This is a genomic window from uncultured Campylobacter sp., from assembly GCF_937997595.1.
Lineage (GTDB): Bacteria > Campylobacterota > Campylobacteria > Campylobacterales > Campylobacteraceae > Campylobacter_B.
In genome coordinates this window covers 1-12,557 of the sequence record NZ_CALKTS010000130.1, presented here as the reverse complement: position 1 = coordinate 12,557, position 12,557 = coordinate 1, and the positions used below count along the sequence as shown (strand labels likewise).

The following is a 12,557-nucleotide window of genomic DNA, read 5'->3' as shown; positions in this document are numbered from 1 at the left end:
GATACGGCGCGAAATTCGCCTTTTTCCCAAACATCTCCGACGCGGCGTTTGATAGACGCCTAGACGCCGCTAAAACGACCGACGTGATCTACATAGCGCGCGATTATCAAGAGGACGTGAGGTATAAATTTGCGCTTTTGCTGCGCGATTTTTGCGAAAAAGAGGGGTTTAGGCTTAAAATTTTTGCAAGCCTCGGCGCGCCTGCCGTATTCGGAGATAAATTTCATCGCGAGATCGCGGCTGCGAAGATCGCGATAAATTTTAATCGCGACGACGAGCTTGAGTGCGCGCGCGCTCATAAATTGCTCGGCGCGAGCGACCGTATGGCGCAGTTTTTAGGATGCGGCGTCTGCACTTTTAGCCCCAAGATCGCGGGGTTTGAGCGGCTTTATAAGGACGGCTCGGAGATAGTTTATTTTGACGGTCCTACGGATTGCTTTTCAAAGATCAAATGCCTTCTTGCTAGCGGCGAATACGCGCGTATCGCGCAGCGCGGCAGAGCCAAGACGTTAAAGATCGCAAACGCCGCCCGAGTGGCAAAATTTATGCTTGAGACGATCTTTGAAGAGAGCTTCGGCACGGATTTAAAAAATGCGGATAGCGACGACTGCAGTAAAGTTGGTGGCGAGCTTGGAGAGAGATATGATAGCCGTAGCGAAGGCGGAAAAATTTACGGTAAAAAGGGCGATGAAAAACTAAAATTTAATGACGAGGCTCACGCAGTAGGTTGCGAAGACAATGGTAAGGACGATAAAATTGGTGCCAAAATTTGCGATGAAATTTACGGAGACGGCAAATATCGCAACGGCCGTGGCGAAAAGGATAAAAGCGATCGGAGCGATTTTTACAGCGAGCCTTACGAATGGCGCGAGTTTATTTATAAGAAAGGGCGAGCGATATGAAAATTCTACATACGCTACAATGGAAGCAGTTCGCTGGAACAGAGAAAGTCTGCGTCGATCTGTGTAATGAAATGGCAAAAACTAATGAGGTATTTTTGCTAAGCGACGAAAAGATTGCACCATATTTGAGTGAACGCGTAAATTTAATCAAATTTAATTTCGGGCATAATAGATATAATCCATTATTTTTACTACAGACAGCACAGCTTTTAATTAAAATTTCACCAGACATAATTCATTGTCACAATACAAAAGAAATTGAAATAATGTATCGCGCACGGAATTTAGCACGATTTTTAGGCTCTAGGAGAATCGGAGTGGTGGCTACGAAGCATACTTTGCAGGTGAAGAAAAATTATAAACTAGCTGATCTATGCGTGGCGGTGTTAGAGGATACGAAAGAAATTTTGCCTACAAACTCCATAATCATCAAAAATGCGATGGCATATAAAAAACCAAAGGAGGGAGAATATAGAAGTAATAAATTTAGTATCATTTCAGCCGCCAGGTTATCTGCGCCCAAGGGTATGGATATAATAATAAAGGCTTTGGCGGATGTAAATTTTGACTTTGAATGCACAATATTCGGTAGTGGTGAAGAAGAGGAGAATTTAAAGGATTTAATAAAAGAATTAGGCTTGGAAGAAAAGATAAATATTGCAGGCTTTACGGATCATTTGCAAGATTATTTAAGTGCTTGTAATCTACAAATCATTGCGTCTGCATTTGAGGCTTATGGGTTAACGGCAATCGATGGCGTATATTATTCGCCGCTTTTAATCTCTACTGCAGTGGGTATTTGCACCGAAATTTTACCCAAAGAGCTGCTGTTTGAAAGAGATATTTTGTCACTACGGCGTAAACTAAACGAAGTATATGAGAATTATGAAGAATTTAAGGCGATTTTTTCTAAAGTAAAGGAAAAATGCAAAGGAGAATTCGATATGTCTAACGTTGTAAATCAATACATCAAAGCTTACAAGAGCTTGCTATGACCTATTTTGTGGCTTTTCTGATCTTTGCCGCCGCGGTAGGCGTTTCGCTGCGGTATAACTGGTGGCGGATCCCGCAGGGTTGGCATAAGGCGCGGGTGCTGATGTATCATAGCGTAGAGGAGCACAAGGGCGATAAATTCGACAAATGGCGGCTAAGACCTGCTGATTTTGAGAGGCAGATCGCGTGGCTTGCGAAAAACGGCTTTAAAAGCTTTAAGTTTAGCGAGCTTATTGCGTTAGAGCGGCTGCCTAAAAAGGCGGTTTGCATCACATTCGACGATGGATTTGAAAATAATTTTACCAGCGCCTTTGAAATTTTGAAAAAATATGATTTCAAAGCGAGCATATTTTTGGTGCCGGACGCCGTGCAAAACGACTGGGAGCGCGCTAACACCGCTCATCTTGCGCGGATGCTAAGCGAGGAGCAAATTTTAAAAATGCAAGCAAGCGGGCTAGTGGAGTTCGGCGCGCATACGATGCACCACGTAAATTTAGACCTTACCTACGCGAGCGATCCGCAGCTCGCCGCAGATGAGATCATCGCGTCCAAGGCTCGCGTAGCACGTATTTGCGGGCGGCCGTGCGAGGTGTTTGCCTACCCGTACGGTAAATTTAACGACGAAATTTTAAATATCGCCAGATCAAATTTTAAAGGCGCGGTGGTCGTCAAGCGCGGACTTTACGAGGCGGGCGACGACAAATACGCCGTAAAACGTATCGGTATTTTGGGCACGGAGGGGTTTTTTGATTTTTGGCTTAAATTTACGAGGATAAGGAACAAATTATGATTAAAGCGTCCGTTTATGCGATAGTGATGAATGAGGAGCGCCATATCGAGCGTATGCTGCGTAGCGTGGCGGATTTCGCCGAGATCATAATCGTCGATAGCGGTAGCACCGATACCACGCTGCAAATCGCGCGTAAATTTACCGATAAAATTTACCATCACGACTGGCAGGGCGAGGGGGTGCAGAAAAACTACGCATTTTCGCTCTGCAGCAACGAATGGGTGCTCAATCTCGACGGCGACGAGGAGGTAAGTCCTGAGCTAAAGGGCGAGATAGAGGAGTTTATGAGCCAGAGCGATTACTCGGCGCTGGATATTAAATTTCATGAATACTCGCTAGGGCGCAAGTGCTCGGATCTCGTGCGCAAAAATACTCACATCCGCTTCTTTCGCAAGGAGTGCGGCGAGTATAAAAATATGGGGGTGCACGCGCAAATTTCGATCATAAAAGGCGCTGTAAAAAAGAGCAAATTTTGCATTAATCACTTTAGCGAAAAGCCGATCGCCGAGCTCGTTACGAAAAACAACAACTACTCCACGCTGCGCGCGCAGGGGGATTTTGAGAAGGGCAAAAAGCCGAGCCTTGCGAAGCTTTTGCTGATCTATCCGTTTGCGTTTTTTAAATCATACATTTTGCGAAGATCGCTTTTTGACGGGCGTAAGGGATTTATCACGGCAAATATTAACGCATTTTACGCGTTTTTAAAAGAGGCGAAACTTTACGAGAAGTATCTTAAAAAGGGCGAAGATTAATCGAAATGATAGAAAATTTTAGTTATTATTGCGACTTAAATTTAACGGCGAAAAGGGCGAAAAAATGGATAAAAAAGTAGTAGCGGCACATAAAATTTCAGACGAAGAATATGAAAAAATTTTAAAAATTTTAGGTCGCGAGCCGAATCTGCTCGAGCTTGGGATTTTTAGCGCGATGTGGAGCGAGCACTGCAGCTACAAATCGAGCAAAAAATACTTAAGCGGCTTCCCGACCAAGGCGCCTTGGGTCATCCAGGGCCCAGGCGAAAACGCAGGCGTCATCGACATCGGCGGCGGCATGGCTGCGGTTTTTAAGATGGAAAGCCACAACCACCCTAGCTTCATTGAGCCGTTTCAGGGGGCTGCGACCGGCGTGGGCGGGATACTGCGCGATATCTTTACGATGGGCGCGCGCGTAGAAGCCAATATGAACTCGCTTCGTTTCGGTGAGGTGCGAGGAAGAAGCGAAAACGCCAGGAAGCAGCGCTATCTGCTAAAAGGCGCGGTCGCGGGCATCGCGCACTACGGCAACTGCATGGGCATCCCTACGATAGGCGGCGAGACGAGCTTTGATAAGAGTTTCGACGGCAACATTTTAGTTAATGCCTTTGCTTTGGGCATCGTTAAAAAGGATGAAATTTTCTACGGTAGGGCCGATGGCGTGGGCAACAGCGTGATCTACGTGGGCTCTAAGACGGGGCGCGACGGGCTCGGCGGAGCCGTGATGGCGAGCGATAGCTTTAACGACGCGAACAAATCTCTGCGCCCGACCGTGCAGGTGGGCGATCCGTTCGCCGAAAAGCTGCTGATGGAGGCGTGCTTGGAGCTTTTTAAAACCGACTACGTCGTGGGTATCCAGGATATGGGCGCGGCGGGGCTTACTTCAAGCAGCTTTGAGATGGCCGGACGCAGCGGTAGCGGCATGAGGTTAAGCTTAGACAAGGTGCCGATGCGCGAGGAGGGGATGAGCCCATATGAGCTGATGCTAAGCGAGAGCCAGGAGCGCATGCTGATCTGCGCCAAAAAGGGCTGCGAAGAGAAAATCAAAGAAATTTTTGCCAAATGGGATCTTGACGCCGCCGTAATCGGCGAAGTGACGGATAGCGGCAAGATGGAGCTTTTTTGGCACGGCGAGCTAGCGGGCGTTATCCCGATCGAGCCTCTTAGCGAGGCGGCACCCGTGCTGGATCGCCCGATAAAAGAGCCTGCGTATATGTCGCAGATCGCTCGGCAAAATTTATGCGGCTGCGGCGCAAGCGAACGCGAGCTGGACGCGGCGTTTGATAAAATTTTTGAAGACCCCGAAGTACTAAATAAATCCTACATCTACGATCAATACGACGCTAACGTAGGGTTAAATTCCGCCAAGCGTCCCGGCATGCTGGGCGCTGCGGTGATGCGAGTTAAGCAAAACGGCGTAAAGCTCGCGATGGCTGCAGACTGCAACACGCGGATGAATTACGTCCATCCTCGCATAGGCGCGGCGCTCGCGGTAGCGTCAGCGGGGCGAAAGGTCGCTATGAGCGGCGCGACGCCTCTAGCCATCACCGACTGCCTAAACTACGGCAATCCGCAAAATCCCGAGGTCATGTGGCAGTTCGCGCAGGGCTGCGAGGGGATCAAGCAGGCTTGCGCCGCGCTAAATACCCCGGTCATCAGCGGCAACGTAAGCCTTTATAACGAAACGGGCGGCGTTAGCATTCAGCCCACTCCCGCGATCGTATGCGTGGGCACGAACGAGGGCGAGATCATTCCTAGCGATTTTTGCGCTAGCGGCGTGAGCGTCTATCTGGTAGGCGATACGAAGGGCGTTTTTGCGGGCTCGCTTTATATGAAAGCGGTGGAAAATCGCGTCGCAGGCAGCCTACCTGAGTTAAATTTAAAAGCAGAGCGCGCTTTGTGGGACTTCGCGATCGAGGCGGGCAAGAGCGGAGTTTTGGAATTTGCAAACTCCGTAGGAATCGGCGGCGTGGCGATCACGCTTGCAAAGATGGCGTGTGTAGGCGGCGTAGGCGGCGAGTTTGAGATGAGCTGCGACGATAGCAGAGATATTTTCGACGAGAGCTTTTCGCGCGCGATTTTCGGCGTGCGCGACGAGGCGAAATTTAAAGAGCTGGCCGCAAAATACGGGCTAAGCTTGATGCGACTAGGCGTCAGCGGCGGCGAAACGTTTCGCATAAATTCCGTCCGTAAAAATCTAAAGGCGCTGAAAGAAATTTACTTCGGCGAGTTTGCTAAGATCGTAAAGAGCGAAGACTAGCGCGTGCTTAGCATCATATTCCTTTTAATCGCGCTGTATATTTTCGCGCAGATCGGCGGGGCTCTCAGCAACTCCGGCTATCGCGGCAAGGCGCGAATGCAGCTAGGGGAGGCTAAAATTTTAGTAGCGCTTCTGGCCAAGGTCGTCAAAAGCGACGGGTACGTAAGCGAGTCCGAAGCTGCGATGATAAGCGAAATTTTAGACGATTTGGTGCGCCAAATGGGCGCCGGCGAACGCGAACGCCAGGCGCTGAAGCTCGTTTATAAGCTCGAGAAAGAAAACCTCGCAAACGTACGCGAGCTCGCCGAGAAATATAACCAAACCTACCGCCCGAGCCCGAGCCGCAAAACGGGGCTAATCTATTTCTTTTTAAATTTAGCCTACGTCGATCGCGGTTTTAGCGCGGCAGAGCGGCGCACGATCTCGCAGATTTGTGACGGATTGGGCATTGCGGAGCATATCCAAAGCCAGATATTCGCGACCTTTGAGCGCAGTTTTTACGGCACATATTACGAAAACGGCGGCTCGCAAAGCAGCTCCGCTTACGACGAATACGACGGCTATAGCACAAGAAGCGGCGGGTATTGGGACAAATACGGCGGCAGAAGCACGGGTGGCTACGGAAGCAGCAGTTACGGCGGCGGCACCGGCTACGGCTATGGCGGCACGGCGGGTTCGGGCTATGGAGGCTCGCAAAGTTCTAGCGGTTCATACGGCGGGTATTCTGGTGGGTATAGTAGCGGCTATTCTGGCGGCTCGCAAGGCTACGGATCGGCCAAAAGCAAAAGAGATCCGTATGAAATTTTGGGGCTTTCTAAGGACGCTACGTTTAGCGAGATCAAGAAAAAATATCGCGAGCTCGTGAAAAAATACCACCCCGACATCCTGATGGGCAAGGGCGCGGACGAGGAGATCATCCAGGAGGGCACGAAGAGGCTTCAGGAGATCAACGAGGCGTATAAAATTTTAAAGAAGCGCTTCGGCGAGAAGTAGGGCGAGCAAATTTTAAAATTTGAGGGCGCAAAACGCCTTGAAATTTTAAGGTGGATCGCGATACGGTGATAAGGTGCGGCGAAAGAATTTGGGCATGATATCATAGGATACGTGGCGTGCGAAAATTTCAGGTCGCGAGAGATTGGCTGCAGCGCGGCGGCGAAATTTCAAAGTATGCGGCACAGTTAAATTCGCATATAAATTTAAAATTCCAAGCTCGTAAGACCTGCAGGGCACTTAATGCAGTCCTGTTGCGCATCGCGCAGGCAGTCAGCACGCGGCGCGAGAATTTAGCGTAAAATAAAGGCGGCAAGTAGTATGCGCGAATGTTGAAATTTTAATATGCGATAGCGTTAAGGCTGCTTGTTATTTATGAAATAAAATTTTAAAACCAAACCAACACGAAAGGAAAAACATGGGATTTCTATCCAAAGACGAGGAGCAGCAGAAGCAGGGCGCTAAAAAGGCGGCGAAGCAACCGCCGATCTTGATGAAGCAAACGCAAGAGGTGATCACCAATATCGAGAAATATCTGGGCGCGCCGCTGCTTACCTATTTTAATTCGGGCGCTGGCAGCGTCTGCGGCAACGACGCGATCAGCATCAACGACCACCTCAAGGGCAAGCATTTCGAAAAGCTCTACCTTTACATCAAAAGCGACGGTGGCAGCGGTATCGCATCGCTTAAGATTGTCTCGATCCTGCGCAACCACTGCGACGAGCTAATCGCTCTAGTGCCGGCAAACTGCGCTTCGGCGGCTACGATGATGGCGCTTGGAGCGAATAAAATTTTAATGGGGCCGCTAGGCTATCTCACGTCGGTCGATACTTCGCTGCGCCACGAGCTTTCGCCGGTTACGAACACCAACGACCAAGCCAACGTTTCGATGGACGAGCTAAGTCGCGTGGTGAAGCTTTGGAAAAATAACGAGCGCCCGAACGATGAGAACCCGTACAAGGAGCTTTACAAATATATCCATCCGCTCGTTTTCGGCGCCGTAGATCGCGCAAGCAGCCTGTCGCTTAAAATTTGCCGCGAAATTCTGCGCTATCACTTCGAAGATGAGCAAAAGATCGCCTTTATCAGCGACAAGCTAAACAGCGGCTATCCGTCGCACGACTATCCGATCTTATTCAGAGAAGCTAACGAGCTTGGGCTTCAGGTCGAGAAGATGGATACGCGCCTAAGCGAGATGCTTCAAATTTTAAACGAGCTCTACGCCGAGATGGGGCAGCGCACTTTCACCGACTTCGACGAGAACAACTACCACGACAATAACATCGCCAATATCATCGAAATTTCGGGATGCCAGATTTATTATCAGATCGACAAGGACTGGTTTTACCGTGAGGAGGAGAAGCGCTGGATCGTGCTAAACGACGAGAGCTCGTGGCGCAAAAACGAGATCGACGGCAAAAATATCAAAAACAGTATCTATTATATTTAGTGCGGTTTTGGATCTCGTGCCGTTTTAAATTTGCGGCTTGTAAAATTTAAAGCGGCGCATAAAATTTAAACGAGCAGCAGCGCAAGGTGCGATTGATGATGACATAGCCGCGCTTATGGATGAGCTGGAAAACAGGATGTGCAAATAAATTTAAAATTTTAAAAACGGCAAAAGCAAGTGCAACCTAGCTTGGCGATAAAAGCTGCGCCGTGAAATTTTAAATTTAACCGATTTGCGTAGGTTCTTGCGGCTAAATTTGCGCTGCAGTTTAAATTTACGTTTTGCGCGCGGCTTTTAAATTTAGCCTTTGCAAGCGGCGGCAAAATTTTAAAATTTACGTCCGCGCGAGCAAAGCGGCGGCATTTGAAAAGCAAATTTAAAATTTGCGCGCGGTAAATGCGGTAAATTTAGCAAATTTCGCTTTGCCGATTTCCGCTTCATAAATTTGGCAAAATTTTAAAATTTAAAGGATTTTTCGCGATGAAATTTTTTATCTCGTCTCTGTTTTTGGCTCTGTCGCTGCTCGGCTGCGCGGGCAAAAACTCGCCTGCAAGCGATAAAACCTATGTTCTTTCAAGCGAGCTTGGGGATACGAAATACGCTTTTTACGGCGACAATCTCTACGAAAACGGCGCGATTTTAGGCTCTTACGAAACGCGAGGCGATGCGAAGCTTGCGATTTTAGGCGGTAACGGCGCAAATTTAGACAAAAACGCAAAGCTCATAAAACTATATTTTTTCGAGCGCAGATACGGCGCGATCTACGCCGTAAGCCACAAAAACGGGGTCTGCGCCGAGTACAATAAGGGAAATTTCGTAGATTTTCAAATTTTATTTAATATTTTTCAAAGCAAAGAGTGGTTTAATTATAGTGGCGGTATCTCTGTGGGCAGCGAGAGGCTAAAAGAGCTGGCTTCGGCGCGTATGTCGAAATTTAACGGCGCAAAGCTCGGCGCGGAGGATGAAAAGACGAGGCGCGAGTATCAAAAGGCTCGCCGCGAGGCGATTTTGTATTTTCAGCTTAACGCAAACGATATGCGCGAGCTGATTTTTAAAAAACTATGCGAATAAATTAAAAGGAGAAAAGATGAGAGCGTTAATCAGCGTCAGCGATAAAGAGGGTGTCGTAGAGTTTGCTCGCGGGCTACAGAAGCTCGGATTTGAAATTTTAAGCACGGGCGGCACGCATAAACTGCTTTTGCAAAATGGCGTGAAAGCAGCGGAAGTGAGCGAGTACTCGGGCTCGCCCGAGATGTTTGAGGGGCGGGTTAAGACCCTGCATCCAAAGATTCACGGCGGAATTTTGTATAAGCGAAACGACGCAAATCACGTAAGCCAAGCCGCGCAGTACGACATCGGCAGCATCGATCTCGTGTGCGTAAATCTGTATCCTTTTAAAGCGACCGTAGCCCGAACCGACGATTTTTCCGAGATTATCGAAAATATCGACATCGGCGGGCCTGCGATGGTTCGAAGCGCGGCTAAGAATTTCGCAAGCGTCTATGTCGTCACGAGTCCGCTTGATTACGGCGCGGTTTTGCAAAATTTAAGCGGTACGGACGAGAGCGAGAAGCTCAAATTTAGGCAAAATTTAATGATAAAAGCTTATGAGCACACCGCAGCCTACGACGCGATGATCGCAAACTATATGAACGAGCGCTTTAACGGCGGCTTCGGCGCGAAAAAATTTATCACGGGCAGCAAAGTATTCGATACTCGCTACGGCGAAAATCCGCACCAAAAGGGCGCGCTGTACGAATTCGAGGACTTTTTTAGCAACCATTTTAAGAGCCTAAAGGGCGAGGCGAGCTTTAACAATATGACCGATATGCACGGCGCGCTGATGCTGGCTAGCAGCTTCGGGGAGGCGCCTGCGGTGGCGATCTGCAAGCACGCCAATCCATGCGGCTTCGCCGTAAAGGGGAGCCTGCTTGAAAGCTACGTAGAGGCGCTAAAATGCGATCCCGTAAGCGCATACGGCGGCGTCGTGGCGATAAACGGCGTTTTGGACGAGGAGCTAGCAAATAAAATCAATGAAATTTTTGTCGAAGTTATCCTTGCCGCTCGCGTTACGCCCGCAGCGCTTGCGGTATTTGAAAAGAAAAAGCGTATTAAAATTTTCGAGCAGGGCGGGGAGTTTTTAATTCGCGAAAACGACAAATACGATTTTAAATTTATTGACGGCGGCTTCGTATATCAGCAGCGCGACTACGTGGGCGCTGGCGAGGTCGCAAACGCCCGCTGCGTTACGGGGCGCGCGGCGAGCCAGAGCGAGCTTGATGATCTAAAAATCGCGTGGCAGATCGCCGCGCTTACGAAGAGCAACTGCGTGGTTTACGTCAAAAATCGCGCGATGGTCGCGATCGGCATGGGTATGACGAGCCGCGTGGACGCCGCACGTGCGGCAGTGGCAAAGGCTCGCGACGTGGGCGTCGATCTGAGCGGTTGCGCGCTTGCCAGCGAGGCGTTTTTCCCATTTAAAGACAGCATCGAGATCGCCCATGCTGCGGGCGTCGCGGCGGTAGTACAGCCCGGCGGCAGCATTCGCGACGATGAGGTGATCGCAAGCGCCGACGAGTTCGGCATGGCGATGTATTTTACGGGAGTGCGCCACTTTTTGCACTAAATTTCACTCGCCTGCGTCGGGGCGGATTTATTGCGCTAGCTTCGCAACTTCTTATGCCGTTGCAAATCTTGAAAGCCGCGTCGTAGGGGCTGATCTCGTTGCTCGCTGCGTAGCGGGCGCGGTGTGGGTCTAATGCACAGTGCTTTGTTACGCGCCAGCGCGGTGCGGATCGGGCTATCTCCGCTACACAGCCGTACGCGATGTAAATTTGACTGCGCTCCGATACGCGCTGGGCGTGATCGAATCGGACTACTTGCGTTTTGCCATACAGCTATGCGGCGCCGATTTGGCTGCACGGTATATCGTTTTGTAGTGGCGCGGTGCGGATCTAATGCATAGTGCTTTGTTACGCACCAACGCAGCGCGGATCCGGCTGTTCGCGACTGCGCGGCGCAAGTCCGGCTACCTCAGCTACGAAGTCGTGTGCGATGTAAATGACTGCGCTCCGCTACGCGGTGGAGGCAGTGCGAATCCGACTGTTCGCGCTTCATTATACTACTATGCGGCGCGGGTTTTTGGCTATGCGACATACTGCTTTGTGTAGGTGCGGCGTAATCTAAATTTAAATCATCCGCCGCCCCTGAATGGTCGCGAAATTTTATCTAGCGGTCGCGGCGCGTAAATTTTAAATTTAATCGCGCACGCAGCGGATGGGTTCGCGCCTCGTCGCCGTACAACGACGCACAAATTTTATCTCGCGGCGCGAAAATTTCATGGCGCCTATTTTGCGTTGAAATTTCAGCGCCGTTTCGCAGCAGATACGGAGCGGAGTATAAATTTTTAAGGCGGCGCCTCGTCGCGGTCGGCGCGCTCGTAGATAAATTTTAATCGCGCGACAAGCGGATGGACACCCCGTGCCGCAACCTAAGCGGTGCGTAGATAAAATTTTAAATGCGGCAAAGCAGCGGGCGCAGTGCAAAGCTTCCGTTCCGCGAGCAATCCGTGCCCTCGCAAAATGGCGCCTGCGGTAGAATTCGGCCGCGTCGTAAAACTCGCAAAGGCGCTAAATCAGGCTCAGATTGCGGTCGCGCGGCGGTAAAATTTTGATCCCCACGACGGTAGCAAAATCTAGCCGCGAGGCGCGACAATAAAATTTCGCGCCGCAATAGGGCGTATCGAAATCTCTAAAATCCCCACGTAAGCCGCGACAAATGGATAAATTTCACGTGAGCCGTAGCGCAGGCGAATGGACGGCGCAAGGGTCTCGCTCGTAAAAGGGACAAATTTCATCGTAGCGCAGGGGCGATGAAATTCTAACCCTGCAGCGGTAGCAAAATTTTAATTTTTGCCGCGGCGATCAAATCCAACCGCTTGCCGCGCTAGCGAAATCCGCCCCCCCGCTGAAGCGGTAAAATTTCAGCCCTCGTTATAGCATAGAATTTTAACCGCTTGCGAGGAGGTAAAATTCCGATGCTGCAGCGCGCCGCGAGGATAAGATAAAATTTTGATCTTGCGCCGCCGCAACGATAAAATTCTAATTCTGCGGCGACGGCGAGCCGAAAGCCCCGATCCTGCGGCGATAAAATTTAGGTAGCGATCCGCCGTAAGCGATAAAATTTCTCTCTTTCACTCTCGCTTCATTTAGAGATTGTAAAATTGCGCAAAATTCAAAACGAAAGGATCAAAATGAAAATTTCTAAAGTTTTAATCTGCCTCTTTGCTTTGGCGGCGGGTTATTTAGTCGCGCTCAATGCCGCAGGCGGCGGCAGCAGCGCCGGTGCGGCGGACGCAAATTTTAGAGTTAAAGGAGGCGGCGTGAACGCAAACGTAAAAGAAATTTATCTAGCAGGCGGC

9 protein-coding genes are annotated in these 12,557 nt (G+C 49.8%); all 9 read left to right on the top strand.

Features of this window, described 5'->3' with window-relative positions:
* The coding region (locus Q0614_RS04580) for a glycosyltransferase (RefSeq protein WP_298786864.1) at positions 1–902 on the top strand (902 nt) is incomplete at its 5' end.
* The gene (locus tag Q0614_RS04575) at positions 899–1,897 is read left to right on the top strand and encodes a glycosyltransferase (RefSeq protein WP_297941844.1); all 999 of its coding nucleotides are present in this window, start codon (positions 899–901) and stop codon (positions 1,895–1,897) included. The genes Q0614_RS04580 and Q0614_RS04575, both read left to right, overlap by 4 nt.
* Positions 1,894–2,685 carry a polysaccharide deacetylase family protein gene (locus Q0614_RS04570; RefSeq protein ID WP_298786862.1) on the top strand — a complete coding sequence of 264 codons (792 nt, stop codon included), beginning with the start codon at positions 1,894–1,896 and terminating at the stop codon, positions 2,683–2,685. The genes Q0614_RS04575 and Q0614_RS04570 overlap by 4 nt, the downstream gene beginning before the upstream one ends.
* Positions 2,682–3,437, top strand: a complete 756-nt coding sequence (locus Q0614_RS04565) for a glycosyltransferase family 2 protein (protein WP_298786857.1) — start codon at positions 2,682–2,684, stop codon at positions 3,435–3,437. Before Q0614_RS04570 ends, Q0614_RS04565 begins: the two co-directional genes overlap by 4 nt.
* Positions 3,438–3,501: 64 nt before the next feature.
* The gene (gene purL / locus Q0614_RS04560) at positions 3,502–5,697 is read left to right on the top strand and encodes a phosphoribosylformylglycinamidine synthase subunit PurL (protein WP_298786855.1); all 2,196 of its coding nucleotides are present in this window, start codon (positions 3,502–3,504) and stop codon (positions 5,695–5,697) included.
* 3 nt (positions 5,698–5,700) lie between these two features.
* Positions 5,701–6,690 carry a DnaJ domain-containing protein gene (locus tag Q0614_RS04555; protein ID WP_298786853.1) on the top strand — a complete coding sequence of 330 codons (990 nt, stop codon included), beginning with the start codon at positions 5,701–5,703 and terminating at the stop codon, positions 6,688–6,690.
* A gap of 415 nt (positions 6,691–7,105) precedes the next feature.
* Positions 7,106–8,137: a hypothetical protein gene (locus tag Q0614_RS04550; RefSeq protein WP_298786851.1), complete on the top strand. Its 1,032-nt coding sequence runs from the start codon at positions 7,106–7,108 to the stop codon at positions 8,135–8,137.
* A gap of 480 nt (positions 8,138–8,617) precedes the next feature.
* Positions 8,618–9,208 (top strand): hypothetical protein, encoded by a 591-nt coding sequence (locus Q0614_RS04545; RefSeq protein WP_298786849.1) that lies wholly within the window; start codon positions 8,618–8,620, stop codon positions 9,206–9,208.
* Positions 9,209–9,224: 16 nt separating this feature from the next.
* Positions 9,225–10,763: a bifunctional phosphoribosylaminoimidazolecarboxamide formyltransferase/IMP cyclohydrolase gene (purH, locus tag Q0614_RS04540; RefSeq protein WP_298786848.1), complete on the top strand. Its 1,539-nt coding sequence runs from the start codon at positions 9,225–9,227 to the stop codon at positions 10,761–10,763.
* Positions 10,764–12,557 lie beyond the last annotated feature (1,794 nt).

Excerpts from the sequence above, each read along its gene's own strand:
- Q0614_RS04575 (WP_297941844.1), top strand. The coding sequence starts at position 899 with ATGAAAATTCTACATACGCTACAATGGAAGCAGTTCGCTGGAACAGAG.
- Q0614_RS04570 (WP_298786862.1), top strand. The coding sequence starts at position 1,894 with ATGACCTATTTTGTGGCTTTTCTGATCTTTGCCGCCGCGGTAGGCGTT.
- Q0614_RS04565 (WP_298786857.1), top strand. The coding sequence starts at position 2,682 with ATGATTAAAGCGTCCGTTTATGCGATAGTGATGAATGAGGAGCGCCAT.
- purL (WP_298786855.1), top strand. The coding sequence starts at position 3,502 with ATGGATAAAAAAGTAGTAGCGGCACATAAAATTTCAGACGAAGAATAT.
- Q0614_RS04550 (WP_298786851.1), top strand. The coding sequence starts at position 7,106 with ATGGGATTTCTATCCAAAGACGAGGAGCAGCAGAAGCAGGGCGCTAAA.
- Q0614_RS04545 (WP_298786849.1), top strand. The coding sequence starts at position 8,618 with ATGAAATTTTTTATCTCGTCTCTGTTTTTGGCTCTGTCGCTGCTCGGC.
- purH (WP_298786848.1), top strand. The coding sequence starts at position 9,225 with ATGAGAGCGTTAATCAGCGTCAGCGATAAAGAGGGTGTCGTAGAGTTT.